The sequence below is a fragment of the Amycolatopsis sp. NBC_01307 genome (genome assembly GCF_035975215.1).
Classification (GTDB): domain Bacteria; phylum Actinomycetota; class Actinomycetes; order Mycobacteriales; family Pseudonocardiaceae; genus Amycolatopsis.
Window position 1 is genome coordinate 10,369,201 of sequence record NZ_CP108403.1, and the last position, 21,711, is coordinate 10,390,911.

At 70.9% G+C, this 21,711-nt stretch carries 20 protein-coding genes; 9 read left to right on the forward strand and 11 right to left on the reverse strand.

All coding sequences use genetic code 11. The features are described 5' to 3' along the window. Window positions 1–46: 46 nt before the first annotated feature. Complete coding sequence (locus OG439_RS46815; protein WP_326946767.1) at window positions 47–1,777, forward strand: BTAD domain-containing putative transcriptional regulator; 1,731 nt, start codon at window positions 47–49, stop codon at window positions 1,775–1,777. A gap of 486 nt (window positions 1,778–2,263) precedes the next feature. Here the strand turns inward: OG439_RS46815 and OG439_RS46820 are convergent, their stop codons facing one another. From OG439_RS46820 to OG439_RS46830, 3 genes are all read right to left on the reverse strand, one after another. Then, complete coding sequence (locus OG439_RS46820; RefSeq protein WP_326946768.1) at window positions 2,264–3,922, reverse strand: GMC family oxidoreductase; 1,659 nt, start codon at window positions 3,920–3,922, stop codon at window positions 2,264–2,266. Next, complete coding sequence (locus OG439_RS46825) at window positions 3,922–5,376, reverse strand: flavin-containing monooxygenase (RefSeq protein ID WP_326946769.1); 1,455 nt, start codon at window positions 5,374–5,376, stop codon at window positions 3,922–3,924. Before OG439_RS46825 ends, OG439_RS46820 begins: the two co-directional genes overlap by 1 nt. A gap of 82 nt (window positions 5,377–5,458) precedes the next feature. Beyond that, on the reverse strand, window positions 5,459–6,550 hold the full coding sequence (locus tag OG439_RS46830) for a winged helix DNA-binding domain-containing protein (RefSeq protein WP_326946770.1): 1,092 nt from the start codon (window positions 6,548–6,550) through the stop codon (window positions 5,459–5,461). A gap of 79 nt (window positions 6,551–6,629) precedes the next feature. Here OG439_RS46830 and OG439_RS46835 point away from each other — a divergent pair, with 79 nt between their 5' ends. Then, window positions 6,630–7,685 (forward strand): AraC family transcriptional regulator, encoded by a 1,056-nt coding sequence (locus OG439_RS46835; protein ID WP_326946771.1) that lies wholly within the window; start codon window positions 6,630–6,632, stop codon window positions 7,683–7,685. Here OG439_RS46835 and OG439_RS46840 read toward each other — a convergent pair. Continuing rightward, complete coding sequence (locus OG439_RS46840) at window positions 7,606–8,274, reverse strand: TetR/AcrR family transcriptional regulator (protein WP_326946772.1); 669 nt, start codon at window positions 8,272–8,274, stop codon at window positions 7,606–7,608. The genes OG439_RS46835 and OG439_RS46840 overlap by 80 nt on opposite strands. Window positions 8,275–8,468: 194 nt before the next feature. On the opposite strand from OG439_RS46840, the gene OG439_RS46845 reads away from it, so the two are divergent. Further along, window positions 8,469–8,801 (forward strand): hypothetical protein, encoded by a 333-nt coding sequence (locus tag OG439_RS46845; protein WP_326946773.1) that lies wholly within the window; start codon window positions 8,469–8,471, stop codon window positions 8,799–8,801. Between the two features lie 32 nt (window positions 8,802–8,833). On the opposite strand, the gene OG439_RS46850 is transcribed toward OG439_RS46845, so the two are convergent. From OG439_RS46850 to paaI, 3 genes are read right to left on the reverse strand one after another with little or no spacing between them, the layout of a single operon-like run. Continuing rightward, entirely contained in the window at window positions 8,834–9,424 is a 591-nt protein-coding gene (locus OG439_RS46850; RefSeq protein WP_247061674.1) for a TetR/AcrR family transcriptional regulator, read from the reverse strand. After that, on the reverse strand, window positions 9,421–10,698 hold the full coding sequence (gene paaK / locus OG439_RS46855) for a phenylacetate--CoA ligase PaaK (RefSeq protein WP_326946774.1): 1,278 nt from the start codon (window positions 10,696–10,698) through the stop codon (window positions 9,421–9,423). The genes OG439_RS46850 and paaK overlap by 4 nt, the downstream gene beginning before the upstream one ends. Continuing rightward, a complete protein-coding gene (gene paaI / locus OG439_RS46860) occupies window positions 10,695–11,090 on the reverse strand; it encodes a hydroxyphenylacetyl-CoA thioesterase PaaI (RefSeq protein ID WP_326951798.1) in 396 nt (131 codons plus the stop codon). The genes paaK and paaI overlap by 4 nt, the downstream gene beginning before the upstream one ends. 190 nt (window positions 11,091–11,280) lie before the next feature. Here paaI and paaZ point away from each other — a divergent pair, with 190 nt between their 5' ends. From paaZ to paaE, 6 genes are all read left to right on the forward strand, one after another. Continuing rightward, the gene (paaZ, locus tag OG439_RS46865) at window positions 11,281–13,311 is read left to right on the forward strand and encodes a phenylacetic acid degradation bifunctional protein PaaZ (protein ID WP_326946775.1); all 2,031 of its coding nucleotides are present in this window, start codon (window positions 11,281–11,283) and stop codon (window positions 13,309–13,311) included. Next, window positions 13,308–14,246: a 1,2-phenylacetyl-CoA epoxidase subunit PaaA gene (gene paaA, locus OG439_RS46870; protein ID WP_326946777.1), complete on the forward strand. Its 939-nt coding sequence runs from the start codon at window positions 13,308–13,310 to the stop codon at window positions 14,244–14,246. Before paaZ ends, paaA begins: the two co-directional genes overlap by 4 nt. Before the next feature lie 86 nt (window positions 14,247–14,332). Beyond that, window positions 14,333–14,599, forward strand: coding sequence for a 1,2-phenylacetyl-CoA epoxidase subunit PaaB (paaB, locus tag OG439_RS46875; RefSeq protein WP_247064017.1), 267 nt, complete (start codon window positions 14,333–14,335; stop codon window positions 14,597–14,599). After that, complete coding sequence (gene paaC / locus OG439_RS46880; RefSeq protein ID WP_326946778.1) at window positions 14,596–15,453, forward strand: 1,2-phenylacetyl-CoA epoxidase subunit PaaC; 858 nt, start codon at window positions 14,596–14,598, stop codon at window positions 15,451–15,453. Before paaB ends, paaC begins: the two co-directional genes overlap by 4 nt. After that, the gene (gene paaD / locus OG439_RS46885) at window positions 15,447–15,935 is read left to right on the forward strand and encodes a 1,2-phenylacetyl-CoA epoxidase subunit PaaD (protein ID WP_326946779.1); all 489 of its coding nucleotides are present in this window, start codon (window positions 15,447–15,449) and stop codon (window positions 15,933–15,935) included. The genes paaC and paaD overlap by 7 nt, the downstream gene beginning before the upstream one ends. Next, window positions 15,935–16,984, forward strand: coding sequence for a 1,2-phenylacetyl-CoA epoxidase subunit PaaE (gene paaE / locus OG439_RS46890; RefSeq protein ID WP_326946780.1), 1,050 nt, complete (start codon window positions 15,935–15,937; stop codon window positions 16,982–16,984). Before paaD ends, paaE begins: the two co-directional genes overlap by 1 nt. 151 nt (window positions 16,985–17,135) lie before the next feature. On the opposite strand, the gene OG439_RS46895 is transcribed toward paaE, so the two are convergent. From OG439_RS46895 to ccrA, 4 genes are all read right to left on the reverse strand, one after another. Beyond that, window positions 17,136–18,266, reverse strand: coding sequence for an adenylate/guanylate cyclase domain-containing protein (locus OG439_RS46895; protein WP_326946781.1), 1,131 nt, complete (start codon window positions 18,264–18,266; stop codon window positions 17,136–17,138). 1 nt (window position 18,267) lies between these two features. Further along, window positions 18,268–18,720: a universal stress protein gene (locus OG439_RS46900; RefSeq protein ID WP_247061691.1), complete on the reverse strand. Its 453-nt coding sequence runs from the start codon at window positions 18,718–18,720 to the stop codon at window positions 18,268–18,270. 92 nt (window positions 18,721–18,812) lie between these two features. Beyond that, a complete protein-coding gene (locus tag OG439_RS46905; protein WP_442792363.1) occupies window positions 18,813–20,009 on the reverse strand; it encodes a chromosome segregation protein in 1,197 nt (398 codons plus the stop codon). A gap of 172 nt (window positions 20,010–20,181) precedes the next feature. Then, the gene (gene ccrA / locus OG439_RS46910; RefSeq protein WP_326946783.1) at window positions 20,182–21,522 is read right to left on the reverse strand and encodes a crotonyl-CoA carboxylase/reductase; all 1,341 of its coding nucleotides are present in this window, start codon (window positions 21,520–21,522) and stop codon (window positions 20,182–20,184) included. Window positions 21,523–21,711: the final 189 nt, after the last annotated feature.

Here is a 21,711-nt window from a genome sequence, read left to right on the forward strand (position 1 = left end):
CCGCAGGTCGGAGCGGGTCTGAGTAGGTCCAGGGAGGAGTTCGGTGATGCGGTTCGGCGTCCTCGGCACCCTCGAAGCCGAATCCGAGGGGGCCGCGCTCGACGTCGGGCACACGCGCCAGCGCTACGTGCTCGCGGCGCTGCTGGCGGACCCGAACCGGCCGGTGACGCCGGACCAGCTCGTCACCCGCGTCTGGAGCGGCAACCCGCCGCACCGCGCGACGGCGACGCTCCGGAGCTACCTTTCGCGGCTGCGCGCCGCCGGGTGCGCGATCGAGCGAACCCCGCACGGTTATGTGCTGCGCGTCGACCCGGCGTCGGTCGACCTGCACCGGTTCCGGGACAAGGTGACGCGCGCGCGAGCGGCGTCCGACGACGTCGCCGCAGCCACGCTGTTCGACGAAGCGCTGGCGCTGTGGCGCGGCGAGCCGTTCGCCGGGCTGGACTCGCCGTGGCTGACCGGCGTCCGCGAAGGCCTGGAAGCGGAGCGGTTCGCGGCCCGGCTGGACCGCCACGACGTCTCGCTGCGGCTCGGGCGGCACGCGGCGCTGCTGGCGACGCTGCCGCAGCTGGCCGCCGAGCACCCGTTCGACGAGCGGCTCGCGGGGCAGCTGATCCTCGCCTACTACCGCAGCGGGCGGCAGGCCGACGCACTCGCGCACTTCGAGGGCGTCCGCCGTCGCCTCGCCGAGTACCTGGGCGCCGACCCGGGGCCGGTGCTGCGCGGGCTGCACCGGCGGATCCTGGCGGGCGACCCGGGGCTGGAACCGCCGCCGGCCGCGCGCGAGCAGGTGCGGACGGGGTCGCTGATCGAGCTGGCCGCGATCCGCGCCGTCGCGACGTTGCTGATCGTGGCGCGCGAAGGCGACTTCGAGTCCGCGGCCTGGCGCGTGCGCAGCACGGCGGACGCACTGGAGAAGGAGATCGGCGAGCTGGAGGCCGAGATCGGCGGCCCGCTGGTGGTGCACGACGACACCGGCGTCCGGCTGACGGAGCTGGGGGAGCGGCTGCGCACGGGCGCCCGCGCGGGCGTGGCGGAGCTGGCGGCGATCTTCACCGAGACGCGGGTGTCCGGCCGGCGGATCAGCGGCCGGCTGCGCGTCGGGTACGTCGCGAGCCTCGGCGGCGACCTGGTGACAAGGCTGACGCAGGAGTTCGAGCGCCGCCACCCGGCGTGCCGGGTGAGCCTGACCCCGACCCGCATCGGCGCCCGCTGGACCGAGCACGACCTGCTCGCCGAGGGCGACCTGGACCTGGTCCTGCACTGGTCCCCGGGCGGCGACACGCGGTCGTTCGACCTGCCGAACCTGCGCACGGGCCCGCCGCTGCTGTCCCTGCCCCGAGGCCTCCTGATGCGCGAGGACCACCCGCTGGCGACGCGGGCTTCGGTGACCCTGGAGGACATCGCGGACTACCGCCTGCTGGACCCGAGCAAAACGCTGAACCCGGTGGCCCGAGACCAATGGGCCCCGCCGCGAACACCGTCGGGCCGCCCGATCCCCCGCACGGAGGACGACGTCCCCCAGCTGATCGGCCGCACCCGCATCGGCGCCGAGGACATGCTTTCCCTGGTGGCGCGCGGCATCGGCCTGCACATCACGGTGCTGTCGCTACTGGAGCGCTACCCGTTCCCGGGCCTGAAGGTGGTCCCGGTGACAGGCATCCCACCGATGATCGCGGTCCCGGTCTGGCGAGCGGCGGAGGAGAACGAAGCGATCCGCGCGTACGTCGCGGTGACGACCGAGCTGACGGCCGAAACTGTCGGTGACCCCGGATAAACTGGCGACATCGGGGAGCCGCACATCCACGCGCGCTGCTGAACCGCCCCCACCGGGCGGGAAACTGCCACTCGCAGCACTGCGAACGCGCGGCTCACTTGGGCACCAGTGGCAGCCGAAGCGCGCCGGGCGCTTCCGCAGGTACGACCGGCTTCCGCGGCGCCACGGCCGTCACCCGCTGGTACTCCGCGCCCAGCGAAGGGCGTGGGTCAGCCTCGCCGGCGTTCGGCGCGCTGCTGAACCGTCCCCACCGGGCGGGAAACTGCCACTCGCAACCCGGCGAACGCGCGGCTCATCGCGGCACAATCGGCAGCCGCAGCGCGCCGGGTGCTTTTTCGCGGATACCAAAGGCTTCCGCGCCACCGCCCTCCGATATTCCGCGCCCAGTGAAGGGCGTGGGTCCGGGTCGCCGCACATCCACGCGCGCTGCTGAACCGCCTCTACCGGGCGGGGAATCTTCCACTCGCAACACGGCGAACGCGCGGCTCACCGCGGCACCACTGGCAGCCGCAGTGCGCCGGGTGCCTCCGCAGGCACCACCGGCTTCCGCGGCGCCACCGCCGTCACCCTCCGATACTCCGCGCCCAGCGAAGGGCGCGGGTCAGCCTCGTCGGCGTTCGGCCAGAAGGCCATTGCCCGCTCCGCCTGGGCCGTGATCGTCAAAGACGGGTTCACGCCCAGGTTCGCCGTGATCGCCGAGCCGTCGACTACGTGCAGGCCCGGGTAGCCGTACAGCCGCTGGTACGGGTCGACCACTCCGGTGGCCGGCGAGTCCCCGATCGCGCAGCCGCCGATGAAGTGGCCCGTGATCGGGATGTTCGCCAGGTCCGTCCACGCGCCCTGGGGGAGGCCGCCGATCTTCTCCGCCACCCGGCGCGTCACCTCGTGGCCCGCCGGGATCCACTCGGGACTAGGCGAGCCCGCGCCCTGCTTCGTCGTCATGCGGCGGCCGAACAGGCCGCGTTTCGTGTATGTCGTCACGGAATTGTCGAGCGTTTGCATCACCAGCAGCCCGATCATCCGCTCCGACCAGCGCCGCGGGTTGTGCAGCTTGACGACGTTCCGCCGCTGCCGCCACAGCTCGCGCGCCCCCAGCACCCAGCGCCGGCGCCCGGACTGAGCGTCCACCAGCACCGTCGTCATCAGGCCCATGAAGTTGCTGCCGCGCCCGTACCGCACCGGCTCCACGTGCGTCACCGCATCCGGGTGGATCGACGACGTGATCGCGACGCCGCGCGTGTAGTCCGTGTCGTCCCGAAGCGACCGCGCGGCCAGCACCGCTTCCGAGTTCGTCCGCGCCAGCAAGCCGAGACGCGGTGACAAAAGAGGCAGCGTCCCGTTGTCCCGCAAGCGGTGCAGCAGCCGTTGCGTACCCAGGGACGCCGCCGAGAAGACCACTTGCGACGCCGTGAACGTCCGGCGAGCCAACCGCCCGGTGCGCACGGTGTCCACCGCGTAGCCGCCCTCGATCGGCCGGACGGAAACAGCTGTGGTCAGGGGATGCACCACCGCGCCCGCCTTTTCGGCCAGGTACAGGTAGTTCTTCACGGTCGTGTTCTTCGCGCCGACGCGGCAGCCCGTCATGCACTCGCCGCACAGCGTGCACTTCTGCCGGACCGGGCCCGCGCCGCCGAAGTACGGGTCCACTCCGGACTGTCCGAAGTAGACGCCGACGGGTGTGCGCCGGTAGGTGTGGCCGATGCCCATGTCCTCGGCCACCGAGCGCAGCACCCGGTCCGCGGCCGTCGTCGCCGGGTTCTCGACCACGCCGAGCATCCGCTTCGCCTGGTCGTAGTACGGCGCCAGCTCGTCCTTCCAGTCCGTGATGTGCGCCCACTGCGGGTCGGCGTAGAACTCGTCCGGCGGCTCGTACAGCGTGTTCGCGTAGACCAGCGAACCGCCGCCGACGCCCGAGCCGCTCATCACGAAGGTGTTCTTCAGCAGCGTCAGCCGCTGGATGCCGAAACACCCGAGCTTCGGCGCCCACAGGTACTTCCGCAGCCGCCACGACGTCTTCGCGAACTCGTCGTCGGCGAACCGGCGGCCGGTCTCCAGCACGCCGACGCGGTAGCCCTTCTCGGTCAGCCGCAACGCCGTGACGCTGCCGCCGAACCCCGACCCGATCACCAGGACGTCGTAGTCCATCACGCCACCCGGTAGTCGGCGACGTCGAACCGCTTGGTCCGGCGGTCGTACTCGGTGACCAGGCCCGGCCAGTTGGTCGTCACCCGGCCGTCGGCCTGGCGGTACCAGCTCGTGCACGCGCTCCACACGCTCCGGCCCAGCCGCGCCTGCACCTCGTCGTCGTAGCGCTGTTCGACCTCCGGCAGCACGTCCAGCGTGGACACTTCGGGACGGGCCAACCGTTCTACAGCCTGACGGATGTACCGCGCCTGGCGTTCGAGCATGTAGATGATGGAGCCGGCGCCGAGGTTGGTGTTCGGCCCGTAGACGCAGAACAGGTTGGGGAAGCCGGGCACGGAGATCCCGAGGTAGGCCCGCGCGCCGCCGGACCACGCGTCCTCGAGCGTCCGGCCGCCGAGACCACGCACCTCGATCCGGCCGAGGAAGTCGGTCGCGGCGAAGCCGGTGCCGTAGACGATGACGTCCGCCTCGTGCTCGACGCCGTCCTCGGTCCGGACGCCCTTCTCGGTGATCTCGCTGATCCGCGCCGTCTCGACGTCGACGTTCGGCTGCGCGAGCGCGGGCAGGTAGTCGTTGGTGAAGAGGATCCGCTTGCAGCCCAGCGGGTAGCCCGGCTTCAGCTTCGCGCGCAGCTCCGGGTCCTCGATGTGCCGGCGGCGCAGCTGCGCGGTCCGCAGCTCGAACATCTTCGCCAGCACGGGGTGGCGCGTCATCGCGTACGTCGCGTACTCGGCGAGCAGGAAGATCCGCAGCCGGCCGAGCAGCTGCGTCGGCGGCAGGTGCTCGAACAGCCAGTGCTGCCAGCCGCGGTAGGTCGGGTCGGACTTCGCCATGACGTACGGCGGCGTCCGCTGGAAGACCGTCACCCGCTCGGCGTGCTTCCGCACCTCGGGGACGAACTGGACGGCGCTGGCCCCGGTCCCGATGACGGCGACGCGCTTCCCGCGCAGGTCGACGTCGTGGTCCCAGCGCGCCGAGTGGAAGGCGGCTCCCGCGAACCGGTCCCGCCCGGGGATGGTGGGCAGGACCGGCCGCGACAGCTGCCCGACGGCCGGGACGAAGACGTCGGCCGTGTAGGTCTCGCCGCTCTTGGTCGCGACGCGCCAGACGCCGTCGCCGAACACGGCCTCGGTGACCTCGGCGCCGTACCGGATGTGCGGCTCGAGGCCGTACTTCGTGATGACGCCGCGCAGGTAGGCCAGGATGTCCGGCTGGTGCGAGAACCGCTTCGGCCAGCGCGGGTTCGGCTCGAACGAGTAGGAGTACAGCGGCGACGGGATGTCGCAGGCGGCGCCCGGGTAGGTGTTGTCCCGCCAGACGCCTCCGGGCCCGGCCGCGCTCTCCAGGATCGTGAAGTCGGAGAACCCGGCGCGCTTGAGCTCGATCGCCGTGCCGATGCCGCCGAACCCGGTGCCTGCGATCAGCACCGACGGCCCCTTCGCCGAACCAGTCATGCTGAAGAAAGCTACCCACCCGGAGCCTGTGACAACAGGACACGAGCGGTCACGCGATCGAGATTTCCGGCCACGGCGCCGCTCAGGCCAGCACCCGGACGTCGTGGGTCGCCGCGCCCGGCTCCGCCCAGCTCAGCAACCGCGCCGCCGCGCTCTCCAGCGCCTCCAGGTCCCGCTTCGGCAGCTTCTCGAACGGCGTCAGCTCCACCGCCGCGGCCTTGCGGTCCTTCCGGAGTTCCCAGAACCCGCGCACGTACCCACCCGTCATGAGCGTCCCCTTGACCAGGCCGTTCTGCGTGATGACGCGTTTGCGGTGCTCGTCGCCGATCACTCGGGTGCGGTCGGCGTACGACAGGATCGTCTGGTCGAACGGCCCCAGCAGCCGCGGCGGCGCCGGGACGTCCTCGTCCGGCACGGACAGCTCCGGCAGGTCCAGCAGCTCGCGGCCGTCCGGGTCGCGGTAGCGGCGCAGGTCCATCTCCGCCGCGACCTCGCCCAGCCGGGTGATGCCGGCCCACGTCTGGACGTCCGCCACCGACGCCGGGCCGAACGCGCGCAGGTACCGCGCGATCAGCGCGGCGGGCGACGGCGGGGGCAGCGGCGCGCCGACCCACTCGTCCAGGCAGGCGTACGTCGTCTGGCCGGCCTTGCCCCAGATCGCCCGCGGCGGGACCTGCACCAGCGGCAGCCGGCCGCGGGCCAGGTGGGTGAGGGACGCCGTCGGGACGTCCGGCCACCGCCGCGCCAGCTCGGCGCCCAGCGCGGTGCTCGACAGCGGCGCGTCGAGCAGCAGCTCCCGCGCGGCCGCGGCGACGACGTCGTGGTCCAGCCCGGTCAGCGCCTGCGCGTGCAGGGTGTTCTGCTTGAGGTCGCGGTCGTAGAGCACCTGCACCGCCGGCCGCCACGCCAGCGCGTCCGCCGCGGTCACCAGGTGGACCGTGCCGCGCATCAGCGCGATCCGGACGACCCGGCGGCTCTCCAGCAGCTCCGCGAGGTCCGCCGGCTGGAAGCCGTGCAGGCGCGCCCACAACGCGTAGTACGGCGGGAACGGCGCCTGCGCCTGCAGCCCGGCCAGGTGCGCCACCGCGTCGAAGGCGGACAGCTTCGCGCGGCGCAGCAGCAGCTGGCGCTCCAGCGTCGCGCGGTTCAGCGCCCGTCGGCTCAACGTCGTCACAGCGCCACCATAACGATCACCCCGGACAGTTCCGGTCCTCGATTCGCTCCCTCGCCGGGCGTGATCCATACTTCCGGCCATGGCCGAGTTCGCCGCCCCCGCCGTCGGGGACTGGGACTTCCCGCGCGGCACCGCGAGCATCGAGCTGATGACCCGCTTCGCCGCCGACCGCGGCCTGGCCGCCGGCCGGCTCCTCGCGGCGACTTCGTTGTCCGCGGACCTGCTCGCCGACCCGGCGGCGCAGGTCGACGCGCGCCAGGAGCTGGCCGTCGTCCGCGCGCTGGCCGCGTTGGACGGTTCGGACGCGACGGCCCTCGACCTCGGGCGCCGCTACCGCGTCACCACCTTCGGCATCTTCGGGTTCGCCTGCATCAGCAGCCCCACGCTGCGGGACGCGATGCTGCTGGCACTGCGCTACTTCGACCTCAGCTTCGCGTTCTGCATCCCGAACGTCGTGGCCGACGGCGACCGCATCGCCATCGAGCTCGACAACAGCCGCGTGCCCGCCGACGTCGCCCGGTTCCTGGTGCTGCGGGACCTGTCCGCGATCTTCGCCGTGATGCGCGACCTGCTGCCCGAGATCGCGCTGGACGACCTGAGCTTCCGCCACGAAGCGTCCACAGTGGACGCCTACCGGGCGGCGTTCGGCGTCGAGCCCCGGTTCGGCGCCGACGCCTGCCGCGCCACCCTCGACCCGGCGTTCCTCACGCTGCCGTTGCCGCAGGCCAACGAGCAGACCGTCGCGCTCTGCGCCGCGCAGTGCGAGGCCCTCGTCGCCCGCCGGCGGCAGCGGTCCGGGATCTCCCAGCAGGTGCGCGAACGCCTGGTGCGGCTCGGCGGCGTCGACGCCGGGATGGACGAGATCGCCCGCCAGCTCACGCTCAGCACGCGCACGCTGCGGCGGCGCCTGGTTGAGGCCGGCACCAACTACCGCGCGCTGGTCGACGAAGTCCGCCAGGCGCTGGCCGAAGAGCTGCTCGACACCGGCGTGCTGTCCGTCGAGGACGTCGCGTACCGGCTCGGGTACGCCGAGGCGTCGAGCTTCATCTACGCGTTCAAGCGCTGGACCGGGATGACACCCGCCGCTTTCGCCCGTCGCTTCCGCGCTGCTCGGCAAGCACCGCCGGGTAGGTGATTTTCAGCAGGTTGAGGATCGAATCGGTGAGGAACGTACGCAGCGCCGTCCGGTCCAGGGTGCCGCGGATGAGCCATTCCCGCGACGCCGCCCGCAGCATCCCGCCGAACGACCGGATCATCGCGCGCAGCTCTTCGCGCCCTTCGGTCACGTCCGTCATCAGCGCGGCTTCGAGCACGCGGTCGGCGGCGATCTCGTCCGCCTCCAGCATGATCCGCTCGATCTCCGGGTCGCGGCCCGCCGACTCCGGCCCGATCACGGTCAGCCAGGCGTCCCGGTTGCGGTCCACGACGTCGATCCAGCGCTCGACGCCGATCGCCAGCCGCTGCTCCATCGTGGTGTCCGGCAGTGCCTCGGTGACCGGCGCGGGCACGATCATCAGCTGCCGCACCACTTCCAGGTACAGCTCGCGCTTCCCGCCGAAGTAGTGATTGATCAGCGGGCGCGCCACCCCGGCCGCGGCGGCGATGTCCGAAGTGGACACCGACGCGTAGCTGCCCGCGCCGAACAGGTGCCGCGCGGCCGCGAGGATCTCGGCGCGCCGCTCGGCCGGCTCGAGCCGCCGGCGGGGCCGCGTTCCGCTGGTCATCCGCTCAGCCTCGCCGGGGAGCGGCACGCTGTCAACAAGTAATTGACTTCTCGTCAAGAGAGTGACTCCGGTGGTGGGCAACCGAAGTCGCGCGTCAGCCGCTGCCGTTACGGAACCGGAACAACCCGCCGGTAACTTCCCGGCGTCCGGACACGACGAGACGGCAGGGGGTCCGTGTGCCGGGGGAGGAGCAGATGATCGAAGACGACGCGCCGATCCGGCCGGCGGGACGCTGGGTGAGCGTCCGCCTGCAGCATCGTCACGTCAGCTTCGACGACGCCTTCGAACCGGACGAACCGCTCCCGGACGGCGATTGCGCCGACGAAGAGTCCTTGTCGTACTCCGGAATCGTGATCACCAGTTTCGACCAGGGGTCGAAAGTGGCCGAGCGCTGGATCCCGCTCGGCGTCGACCCTTCCGAATCGGACGACGAAGAACTCATCGAGCAGCTGCGCGATGCCCTTCTCTGGCAAGCGGGGCGACCGCCCCAGGAAGCCTCCGGCGATGACCTGCCGCGGCCCTCGTGAGTGGTAATGCGGGTTCTAACCCGCATTACCACTCACGAGGGCGTGCGCAGGCCTTCGAACGCCACCTTGCACACCGCGTCGGCCACTTCCGCCGCCGAGCCGCGGCGGGGCCGGTACCACTCGATCAGCGAGTTGACCATGCCGAAGATCAGCCGTGCGATGACCGCCGGGTCGACGTCCGGGCGGATGTCGCCCTCGGCTTCGGCCTGCTTCACCAGGTCCGTCACCAGGAGGTCGAATTCGCGCCGGCGAGCCAACGCGGCGCGTTCCACCTTTGTGTTACCGCGGACGCGCAGCAGCAGCGTGACGAACGGGAGCCGGTCGGCCAGCACCAGCACGCTGCCGCGCACCAGGTGCTCCAGCCGGTCGACCGCCCGCCCGTCGAGCCGGGCCGTCTCCTCGGCGACGGCGAACAACCCGTCCAGGGCCCGGTCGACCGACAGCCGCAGCAGCTCTTCCTTGCTGGGGACGTGGTGGTAAATGGCCGACTTCGTGATGCCGAGCTTGCGGGAGAGGTCCTCCATGCTCGTGCCGTCGTAACCGCGCTCGTTGAACAGCTTCACCGCCACCTGCAGCAGCGATTCGAGGTCGTAGCCGGGACGTCCGCGCCGGGGCGCCGTCACGGCTTCTCCCGCTGGTCCACGATGCGCCGCATCTTGCCCATCGAGCGTTCCAGGGTGTCCGGGTCGACGACGTCCACCGACACCGTCACGCCGACGCCGTCCTTGACGCCCGCGACCAGCGACGCGGCGGCGCTCACCCGGTCCTCGCCGCTGGCGTCGTGGCGGGCCTCGACCAGTACGGTCAGGTGGTCGAGCCGGCCGCGCGTCGACCGGACGAGCTGGAAGTGCGGGCTGAGGGAAGCCGTGCGCAGCACGATCTCCTCGATCTGCGTCGGGAAGACGTTGACGCCGCGCAGGATGATCAGGTCGTCGGTGCGGCCGGTGACCTTGTCCATCCGCCGGAACGCCGGGCGCGCGGTGCCCGGGTTCAACGCCGTCAGGTCGCGCGTGCGGTAGCGGATGATCGGCAGCGCCTGCTTGGTCAGCGACGTGAACACCAGCTCGCCGGTCTCGCCGCCGCCCAGCACGTGCTCGTCGAACGGGTCGATCACCTCGGGGAAGAAGTGGTCCTCCCAGATGTGCAGGCCGTCCTTCGTCTCGACGCACTCCTGCGCGACGCCGGGGCCCATCACCTCGGACAGCCCGTAGATGTCGACGGCGTCGATCGCGAACCGCTCTTCGATCTCCGCGCGCATCTGCTCGGTCCACGGCTCGGCGCCGAAGATCCCGACCTGCAGGGAACTTTCCCGCGGGTCGACGCCCTGGCGCTCGAACTCGTCGAGCAGCGTCAGCATGTACGACGGCGTCACCATGATGATCTCGGGCCGGAAGTCGGTGATCAGCTGCACCTGCCGCGCTGTCATGCCGCCGGACGCCGGGATCACCGTGCAGCCCAGCTTTTCCGCGCCGTAGTGCGCGCCGAGACCGCCGGTGAACAGGCCGTAGCCGTACGCGTTGTGCAGCTTGTGGCCCGGCCGCCCGCCCGCCGCGTGGATCGACCGGGCCATCACCGTGGCCCAGGTGTCGATGTCCTGCTCGGTGTAGCCGACGACGGTCGCCTTGCCGGTCGTGCCGCTGGAGGCGTGGATGCGGCGCACCTGGTCCTGCGGCACGGCGAACATCCCGAACGGGTAGTTCTCGCGCAGGTCCTGCTTGGTGGTGAACGGGAACTTCGCCAGGTCGGCGAGCTCTTTGCAGTCGTCCGGGTGCACGCCCGCGTCGTCGAACTTCTTCGTGTACGCGGGCACGTTCGCGTAGGCGTGCCGGAGTGTCCACTGCAGACGCTCGAGCTGCAGCGCGGCCAGCTCGTCGGCGGAGATGTTCGCCTCGATCATGCTTCTTCCCGTTTCCCGGAGATGACGCGGCTGCGGCCGCGGAATTCGGCGACGGTTTCCGGTCCCGCGGGGGTCTCCCGGTGCACGGTGACGTCGTAGATGCCGTTGCGGCCGTAGCGGGTGCGCTCGGTGGCCGTCGCGACGAGGTGGTCGCCGAGCCGGCCGGCGGCGACGAAGGAGATCTCCGCGCCCGCGGCGACGGTGACCGGGCCGTGGGTGTTGCAGGCGCAGGCGAAGGCGGTGTCGGCGAGCAGGAAGACGTACCCGCCGTGCGCGATGTCGTGGCCGTTGACCATCGACGCGGTGATCGTCATGGTCGCGACCGCGTGCCCGTCACCCGCTTCGACGAGGTCGATGCCCAGCGCGCGGGACGCCTCGTCGGCGGCGAACATGGTGTGCGCGGCGTTGGTCAATGCACCCCTCCGTTGACTGACCGAATGGACGGTCATCCGGTGGTGCGCCTCAGTAAAGGCAGAGGTCCGGGCCGGTGTCAAGCGCCGGGGCCTTCCGATCTCGGCGGCCAGCGGCTACGATGGAATTACTGAACGTCCGGTAGGTAATTCGGTGGAGAGGTCGGACTCGATGGGTTTGCTGCGCAGCTACGTCTCGGGCGAGTGGCACACGGCGGCGGAAGACGGTGTTCCGCTGCACGACGCCACGACCGGCGAGGAGGTCGCCCGGGTCTCCTCGGCGGGCGTCGACTTCGCGGGCGCGCTCGAGTACGGCCGGCGGGTCGGCGGCCCGGCGCTGCGCGAGCTGACGTTCCACCAGCGTGCCGCGCTGCTGAAGGCGCTGGCGTCGCACCTGCGCGAGCACCGCGAGGAGCTGTACGCACTCTCCGCGAAGACCGGCTCCACGCTGGGTGACTCCAAGTTCGACATCGACGGCGGCATCGGCGTCCTGTTCAGCTACGCCTCCAAGGGCAAGCGTGAGCTGCCGAACGCCACCGTCTACGTCGAGGGCAGCGTTGAGCCGCTCAGCAAGGGCGGCACCTTCGTCGCCCAGCACATCGCCACCCCGCTGCGGGGCGTCGCCGTCCAGATCAACGCGTTCAACTTCCCCGTCTGGGGTCCGCTGGAGAAGTTCGCCCCGGCGTTCCTCGCCGGCGTCCCGAGCCTGGTCAAGCCCGCGAGCCAGACGGCCTACCTGACCGCCCGGCTGGTCGAGCTGATCGTCGAGTCGGGGATCCTGCCGGAGGGCTCGCTGCAGTTCGTCGCCGGCAGCGTCGGCGACCTGCTCGACCACGTGACCGCGCAGGACCTGGTGTCGTTCACCGGCTCGGCGTCCACCGCGCAGAAGCTGCGCGCGCACCCGGCGATCATCCGCAACGCCGTCCGCTTCAACGCCGAGGCCGACTCGCTGAACTGCTCGATCCTCGGCCCGGACGCACGCCCCGGGACCACGGAGTTCGACCTCTACGTCAAGCAGCTGACCTCGGAGATGACGGTCAAGGCGGGCCAGAAGTGCACGGCCATCCGCCGCGCGTTCGTCCCGGCCGAGCTGCTCGACGACGTCGCCGCGGCGGCGTCCGCTCGGCTCGCGAAGGTGACGGTCGGCAACCCGACCGCCGAGGGCGTCCGGATGGGCGCGCTGGCCAGCCTGGAGCAGCGCGAAGAGGTCCGGCGCTCGCTCAAGGCCCTGCTCGACGCCGGCAGCATCGTGTTCGGCGACCCGGAGAAGGTCGACGTCGTCGACGCCGATGCCGAGCGCGGCGCGTTCCTCTCGCCGGTGCTGCTCAAGGCCGACCCGGAGCGCTCCGAGCCGCACGAGGTCGAGGCATTTGGCCCGGTCTCGACGCTGCTGCCCTACACCTCGACCGAGCAGGTCATCGAGCTGGCGGCGCGCGGCGGCGGCAGCCTGGCGGGCTCGATCGTCAGCGCCGACAAGGAGTTCGTCCGCGAGGTCGTCCTCGGCGCGGCGGCCTACCACGGCCGCCTGCTGGTCCTGGACGCCGACGACGCCAAGGAGTCGACCGGCCACGGCTCGCCGATGCCGCAGCTGGTGCACGGCGGCCCCGGCCGCGCGGGCGGCGGCGAGGAAATGGGCGGGATCCGCGGCGTGCTGCACCACATGCAGCGCACGGCCGTGCAGGGCTCGCCGGCGGTGCTCACCGCGGTGACCGGCCGCTGGGTCGCGGGCGCGCCGCGCACCGAGAGCGACGTCCACCCGTTCCGCAAGTCCCTGGCCGAGCTGCGCATCGGCGACTCCGTCGTCGCCGGGCCGCGCACGGTCCTGCAGTCCGACGTCGACCACTTCGCCGAGTTCACCGGCGACACGTTCTACGCGCACACCGATCCCGCGGCCGCGGCCGCGAACCCGCTGTTCGGCGGGATCGTCGCGCACGGCTACCTGGTCGTCTCGTTCGCGGCGGGGTTGTTCGTCTCGCCCGAGCCGGGCCCGGTCCTGGCCAACTACGGCCTGGAGAACCTGCGGTTCCTGACGCCGGTGAAGGTGGACGACGCGCTGACCGTGACGCTCACCGCCAAGCAGATCACGCCGCGCATCGACCAGGAGTACGGCGAGGTCCGCTGGGACGCCGACGTGACCAACCAGGACGGCGATTCGGTCGCGAAGTACGACGTCCTGACCCTCGTGTCGAAGGAGCAGCCGTGACCGCTGTAGCCGAAAACCTGGAAGAGCTTTTCGAGCACACCATCGAGCGCGACCAGCGCATCGAGCCGCGCGACTGGGTGCCCGAGGGCTACCGCAAGACGATGATCCGGCAGATCGCGCAGCACGCGCACTCCGAGATCATCGGCATGCAGCCCGAAGGCAACTGGATCACGCGCGCGCCGTCGTTGCGGCGCAAGGCGATCCTGCTCGCCAAGGTGCAGGACGAGGCCGGCCACGGGCTCTACCTGTACTCGGCCGCGGCGACGCTGGGCGCCGACCGCGCGGACCTGACCGACAAGCTGATCACCGGCAAGCAGAAGTACTCGTCGATCTTCAACTACCCGACGCTGACCTTCGCCGACGTCGGCGTGATCGGCTGGCTGGTCGACGGCGCGGCGATCTGCAACCAGGTGCCGCTGTGCCGCAGCTCGTACGGGCCGTACGCGCGGGCGATGATCCGCATCTGCAAGGAGGAGTCCTTCCACCAGCGGCAGGGGTACGAGCTGCTGATGACGATGATGAAGGGCACCCAGCAGCAGCGGGACATGGTCCAGGATGCCGTGAACCGCTGGTGGTGGCCGTCGCTGATGATGTTCGGGCCGCCGGACGCCGACTCGCCGAACACCGCGCAGTCGATGGCGTGGAAGGTCAAGCGCCACACCAACGACGAGCTGCGGCAGCGCTTCGTCGACATGTCGGTGCCGCAGGCCGAGGCGCTGGGCGTGACGTTCCCGGACCCTGCGTTGAAGTGGAATCCGGAACGCGAGCACTACGACTTCGGCGCCGTGGACTGGGACGAGTTCAAGAACGTGCTGAAGGGCAACGGCCCGTGCAACGCGTCGCGGGTCGCCCACCGGCGACGCGCGCACGACGACGGCGCGTGGGTTCGTGAAGCCGCCGTGGCGCACGCGGCGAAGAAAGAGGAGCGCAAGTGAGCGACCTGACTGCCGAAGGCGGCCACGGCGCCGTCCCGCTTGAGGGCGTTCCCGCCGCGCCCGGGCCGGTCAAGCACGACTGGCCGTTGTACGAGGTGTTCGTCCGGGGCAAGCGCGGGCTGAACCACGTGCACGTCGGCTCGCTGCACGCGGCCGACGACGAGATGGCGCTGCACCACGCGCGTGACCTGTACACGCGGCGCAACGAAGGCGTGTCGATCTGGGTCGTGCGCGCCTCCGACATCACGGCGTCCTCGCCGGACGAGAAGGACCCGTTCTTCGCGCCGAGCGGCGACAAGGTCTACCGGCACCCGACGTTCTACGACATCCCCGAGGAGGTGCCGCACATATGAGCTTCGACAACGTCTACGAGTCGCTGACCGAGGAGAACGACGCCCGCTGGGCGTTCGGCACCGGCTTCGAGGACCCGCTGTCCGGTGTGGACACTTCGGTGCCGTCCGGTGTGGACGGTGCCCAGCTCGCGGCGTACTGCTTGATGCTGGGCGACGACGCGCTGATCTTCTCCCACCGGCTGCAGGAGTGGTGCACGAACGCACCCGAGCTGGAGGACGAGGTCGCGATCGCGAACATCGGCCTCGACCTGCTCGGCCAGGCACGGCTGCTGCTGGCTCGCGCCGGCAAGGCGGATGGTTCTTCGCGCTCGGAAGACTCGTTCGCGTTCGACCGCGTCGAGCGCGAGTTCCGCAACGTCCGGCTCGCGGAGCTGGGCGGCGGGCACTTCGGCCACCTGATCGCGCGGCTGTTCGTGTTCTCGACGTGGCGGCTGGCTTTGCTGCAGCGCCTGGTGTCGTCGGTGGACCCCGTGCTCGCGGCCATCGCGGACAAGGGCGTCAAGGAAGTCGCCTACCACCGCGACTACGCGGCGCAGTGGCTGGTCCGGCTCGGCGACGGCACGCCGCTGTCGCACGAGCGGATGCAGGAGGGGCTCGACGCGGTGTGGCCGTACATCGGCGAGCTGTTCCGGACGCACCCGCTGGAACTGGTGGACGCGGCTTCGCTGCGCCCGGAGTTCGATGCGGTGCTGGACCAGGTGCTTTCGGCGTCGACACTGAGTCGGCCGTCGTCCGGTGACATCGCCGGCGTCTCGGGCCGGACGGGCCGTGACGGCGTCCACACCGAGCAGCTGGGACTCCTGCTGGCGGAGCTGCAGAGCGTGGCCCGGGCGATGCCGGACGCGAAATGGTGACCGCCACCGCGGTGGCATCGACCGTCACCGACCCCGAGCTGCCGATGCTGACGCTGGCCGACCTGGGCGTCTTGCGCTCGGTGTCCGAAGTGGACGGTCGGGTCGTCGTCGCGATCACGCCGACGTACACCGGCTGCCCGGCCATGGACACCATGCGCGACGACCTGGAGCACGCGCTGCTCGGCGCGGGCTACGCGGACGTCGAGATCCGGACGCAGCTGGCGCCGTCGTGGACGTCGGACTGGATCACGTCGGAAGGCCGTCGCAAGCTGGCCGAGGCGGGGATCGCCCCGCCGGGTGCGGCGCCGCGGCGGTCGGGCCCGATCCCGCTGACGTTGTCGGCGCCGGTGTCGTCGGTGCCGTGCCCGCTGTGCGGGTCCGCGGACACGGAGGAGCAGTCCCGCTTCGGCGCGACGGCGTGCAAGGCGCTGCGGCGCTGCCGGTCGTGCCAGGAGCCCTTCGAGCACGTCAAGGAGATCTAGTGGCGTTCCACCCCTTGAAGGTCGCGGGCATCGCGCGGCTGTGCGACGACGCGGTCGCCGTGACGTTCGACGTGCCCCCTTCGCTGGCTTCGGACTTCGACTTCAAACCGGGCCAGTCGCTGACGCTGCGCCGCTCGGTGGACGGCCGCGACGAGCGCCGTTCGTACTCGATCTGCGCGGCGGCGGGCACCGCGCCGCGAGTGGGCGTCCGCCTGGTCCCGGGCGGCTTGTTCTCGTCGTGGCTGCTGAACGACGTCCGCGCGGGCGACACGATCGAGGTCGCCCCGCCCACGGGTTCGTTCACGCCGGACCTGACGCAGGGCGGCCACCACGTCCTGATCGCGGCGGGCTCGGGCATCACGCCGGTGCTGTCGATCGTGTCGTCGCTGCTGGCCACCCCGGACGCGACGGTGACGGTGCTGTACGGCAACCGCCGCACGGACACGGTGATGTTCGCGGACGAGCTGGCGGACCTGAAGGACCGCGCACCGTCCCGTTTGGAGCTGATCCACGTCCTGTCCCGCGAGCCCCGCGAGGCGGAGCTGTTCACCGGCCGCTTGGACGTCCCCAAGCTGCGGCAGCTGTTCTCCTCGTTGGTCCCGGTGTCCGAAGTGGACCACTGGTGGCTGTGCGGCCCGTTCGAGATGGTGACGGGCGCGCAGGAGCTGCTGACATCGCTTGACGTGCCGCGCGCACGAATCCACCAGGAACTGTTCTACGTGGACACGCCGCCGGAGCCGGTCTCGCACGTAGACCCCGAGGTCGCCGGAGAATCCTCGGAAGTCCGGGTGGTCCTGGACAGCCGCGCTTCGACGATGACACTGCCCAGGACGTCCTCGGTCCTGGACGGCGCCCAGCGCTACCGCCCGGACTTGCCGTTCGCCTGCAAGGGCGGCGTGTGCGGCACCTGCCGGGCGCGAGTCACGGAGGGCAAGGTGGACCTGCGCCGCAACTTCGCCCTGGAGGAGGCCGAGGTGGCGGCGGGTTTCGTCCTGACATGCCAGTCATACCCGGTCTCGGAGACAGTCACGGTGGACTACGACGCCTGAACCTTCGCGGTTGTCCACAGGGGTGCTGCGTTGTGGACAACCCGAGGCTCCAGCACCTTTTCCGCGGGTCCGGACGGTGGTCGCCACTAGACTGGACCTGGGGACGCCCCCCTGGGAGCGGTGGGGGAGTTTCGGCTGGTGGTGAGGTGTGTCAGAGCATGCGCCGGCGGCGACGGCGGCGTGAGCGGGGCGTCTCGGCGGTGTCCTCGCCGACAAGCGCGGTCTCGTCTTCCGCGGTCTTCGGCTCCGTGAGGCCCAGCATCTCCGCCGCCAGCTGTTGTGAGCTTGCGAAGGCGCCCGTCGGGACCTTGGGCGCGCGGCGCAGTGCCGAGGGGCGGAGGCGGTTGTAGCCGCGGACCGTCACCGGGCGGCGCTGGCGCAGCTCGTACGCCGGTTCCTCCGCCAGCTCGGTCGCCAGCTCGCGGTCGATCAGGATCGTGCCCGGGCGGGCCACCGACGTCAGGCGGGCCGCCAGGTTGACCACCGAGCCGTAGACGTCGCCGAAGCGGTTCAAGACGCGGCCGGACGCCATGCCCGCGCGGACCGCCGGGATGCTCTCGTCCGCCGAGGTGCGCTCGGACAACGCCAGCGCGATCTCCGCCGCGGCCACCGCCGAGTCGGCGACGAACAGGACCTCGTCGCCGATCATCTTCACCACGCGGCCGTGGTGCTCGGCGATCGTCTCCGTCGCCAGCAGCTCGAACACGTCGAGCACGCGGCTCAGCTCGTCCTCGTCGATCTGGCGCGTCAGGCGTGTGTAGCCGACCATGTCGACGAACCCGACCACCTGGGTGCGCGTCTCGAGGTTCTCGTCCGGCGCGGCGAACGCCCGGCCGGCGTACGCCGCCAGGTGCCGGCGCCAGACGAAGTTCTGCACCTGCTCGAGCTCCGGCAGCAGCCGGTCGACGAGCCGGGCCACCTGGCGCTCGCTGCGCCCCAGCTCCGGCTGCTCCTTGATCAGCTCGAACAGCATGTCGACCTGCCACTCGGCCAGCCGCGACAGGTGCTGGCCGAGCGCGCGCGTCACCGCCACCTCGATGCTCGGGTCGATCAGGCCCGACCGCACCAGCTGATCCGCCGTCCGCATGGCCTCGACGTCGGCGTCGGTGAAGACCACTTCGTCGTCGGGGACGGTCGCGAACCCCAGCGCACGCCAAAGCCGGCGCGACCGATCGTCGGGCACGCCGGCCTTCTCGGCCACTTCGAGCCGGGTGTACTTCCGCCGGCCGCCGAGCAGGATCCGCTCGAGCCGCTGCTGAAGCCCTTCGCCCGAATCGGTCACGTCAGGTCGTGTGGACGATCAGCACGTCCACACCGGACTTGCGCGCCACCTCCGACGGCACCGAGCCCAGGATCCGGCCCGCGATCGTGTTCAGCCCGCGGTTGCCGACGACCAGCAGGTCCGCCTCACGCTCGTGGACGACCTTGCGCAGCGATTCGACCGGGTCGCCCTTCACCGCGACCGTGTCGATCTTCTCCGCGCCGGCGCGGACCGCCCGGTCGCGCGCGGACTGCAGGGTGTCCTCGGCCGGCGCCGAGCCGACGACCTGGTAAGCCTCGTCACCCAGGACGTCCTGGGCCTTGTCGACGTCGGTCTTGCTGGCCGGGTAGAACGCGCACGTGATGACGAGCGTCGCCCCCGCGTCGCCGGCCACCGCCGCCGCGCGGTCCACCGCCGCGAACGACGACTCCGAGCCGTCCGTGCCCACCACCACGGTCCGATATGCCGCACCCATGCGCAAAACCTCCACGTGATCCCGCGTGAGCAGGGACGATGACGGTCGGCGTCGACCGCGCGGGCTCGTCCGAGCTCGTGTCGGGTCGAAGGTTACTCGCCAGTCGCTTTCTGCGCTCCGCTTGGCCGCGGACTGGGCTTCGGCGTGGGCTTGGGGGTGGGCTTCGCTGCCGGCTTCGGCTTCGGAACGTCCGAGGCCCGGATCCGGATGGTCTCCTCGACGTCGTTCACCGGCTTGGTTTTCCCGGTGTCGGATTTCGCCGCCGGCTGGTCCGGTTTCAGGTCCGTCGCCTTCAGATCGGCCGTGACCTCCGCGGGCACCTTGACGTCGTCGCCGAGGACGGTGTGCGCCTCGGCGAGCACCGCCCGCGCCGCGCGCACCTGCTCGGCCAGCCCGCCGCGGACCTTGCGCAGCGAGTCGACGCGTTCATTCGCCTGGGTGATCCGCCGGTTCGACTCGTCGGTCGCCGTCGAGACGCGGCGCCGGGCCTCGTCCGCGGCTTCGGCGAGGCGGGCGTTGGCCTCGTTGAGCGAGTCCTGACGGCGCTTGTTCGCGTCCGCGACCGACTCCCGCTGACGGCGGTCGATCTCGGCCTTCGCGGACTTCTCCTCGTCGAGGATCTTCGTGCGGATGTCGGCGGCGTCCTGCGTGGCCTCGTGGACGCGGCGCGCGGCCTCGGCCTTGCTCGCCGCTTCCTGCTCGGCCAGCACCCGCATCGCCTCGCTGCGGCGCGCGGCCATCGCGATCTCGAAGTCCTCTTCGACCTTTGTCCGCCGGTCCGACGACTCGGTGTCGAGCTTCGTGCGCTCGGCCTCGGCCTTGCCGGTGATCTCCGCGGCCTGCGCGCGGGCGTCCTCGAGCACCTTGCGGTGCTCCGCCTCCATCTCCTTGCGGCGCAGGTCGAGCTCGGTGAGCAGCTGCTCGTAGCGGGCGCGCATGGCGCTCGCGTCCGTCTCGGCCTTGGCCCGGATGTGGCCGGCCTCCGCTTCGGCGCGGGCCCGCGTGTCCGCGGACTCGTCCTGGGCCAGGCGCAGCATCCGCTGCAGCCGCTCCGAGAGGCCTTCGACGCTGGTGGGCGGCTGGGCCAGCCGGTCGACCTGGCCGCGCAGGTCCGCGATCTCGCCGCGCGCGATCTCCAGCTGCCGGGCCAGGTCGCCGGCCTGCGCGATGGCGGCGTCCCGATCCGCGGTGAGCATCTTCAGGTCGGCGTCCAGCCGTTCGAGGTGCTCGTCGACCTGTGCTCGGCTGTACCCGCGCTTCGCCACGTCGAAGCCGGCTCCCAGCGGCACAAGCTCCCGTTCATCGCCAAGGCTCATGCGCCTACCGTAGTCGCAGCCGGGTCACGGAAGGGTGAGCACCCGGGGCCTGCGCCGAAAGTACCGCCCGATGCGGCGAAAGGATCTTGCCGGATCGGGCCGGATCCAGGCGGATCCCGACGCCGCGATCCGGCCCCTTTCCCGCTCAGGCGCCGCGAAACGCGTTGATCCCTTCGAGGTGCTCCGCGCGCTTCTCCTCGTTGCGGACGCCGAGGCCTTCCTGTGGCGCGAGCGCGAGCACGCCGACCTTGCCCTGGTGCGCGTTGCGGTGCACGTCCAGCGCGGCCTGCCCGGTCTCCTCCAACGCATACGTCTTCGACAACGTCGGGTGGATCAGACCCTTCGCGATCAGCCGGTTCGCCTCCCACGACTCGCGGTAGTTCGCGAAGTGGGAGCCGACGATCCGCTTCAAGTTCATCCACAGGTACCGGTTGTCGTACTGGTGCATGTATCCCGAGGTCGACGCGCAGGTCACGATCGTCCCGCCCTTGCGCGCGGCGTAGACCGACGCGCCGAACGTCTCCCGGCCCGGGTGCTCGAACACGATGTCCGGGTCCTCGCCACCGGTCAGCTCCCGGATCTTCGCCCCGAAACGCTGCCACTCCTTCGGGTCCTGCTCGGTGTCGCTCTTCCAGAACTTGTAGGCCTCGGCACTGCGGTCGATGATCAGCTCCGCGCCCAGCTTCCGGCAGATCGCCGCCTTCTCCGGGCTCGACACCACACAAACCGGGATGGCGCCGCCGTTCAACGCGTACTGCGTCGCGTAGGAGCCGAGCCCACCCGAGGCACCCCAGATCAGGACGACGTCACCCTGCTTCATGTCCGCGCCGTTGCGCGAGACCAGCTGCCGATAGGCCGTCGAGTTGACCAGCCCGGGGGAGGCGGCCTCCTCCCAGGTGAGGTGATCCGGCTTCGGCATCAGCTGGTTCGCCTTGACCAGCGCGACCTCGGCCAGGCCGCCGAAGTTCGTCTCGAAACCCCAGATCCGCTGCTCGGTGTCGAGCATCGTGTCGTTGTGCCCGTCCGGGCTCTCCAGCTCGACGTTCAGGCAGTGCGCGACCACCTCGTCGCCCGGCTTCCAGGTGTGCACCCCGACCCCGGTCCGCAGCACGACACCGGACAGGTCCGACCCGACCACGTGATACGGCAGGTCATGCCGCTTCGCCAGCGGCGAGAGCTTCCCGTACTTCTTCAGGAACTTGAACGTCGGGATCGGCTCGAAGATCGACGTCCACACGGTGTTGTAGTTGATCGCGCTCGCCATCACCGCGACCAGCGCCTCACCGGGGCCGAGCTCCGGGACGGGCACGTCATCGACGTGCAGCGACTTGCGCGGATCCTTGTCCCGGCTCTCGAGGCCGTCGAACATGTCGACCTCGTCCGCGTGGACGGTCACCCCTCGATAGCTCTCCGGCACGGGCAACGAGCCGACCGCGGCCGACTCGCCGTTCAGGATGGCCTGCTGGATCTCGCCGAGCTGCGTCATTGATTCCTCCGGGGTCAACGGCGTTGGCGGCAGAAATTACTCGCCGGTAACTCGCGTCCACAACTGTACGAGACGAGCAGCACGAATTCACCTCGAACTGTGACGGAGCAGTCTTGACCGGCTGGCCAGTCAAAGCACATGATCGAAGCAGGAAACACCCGCCCGACCAGCAGGATCTCCGACGGAGGT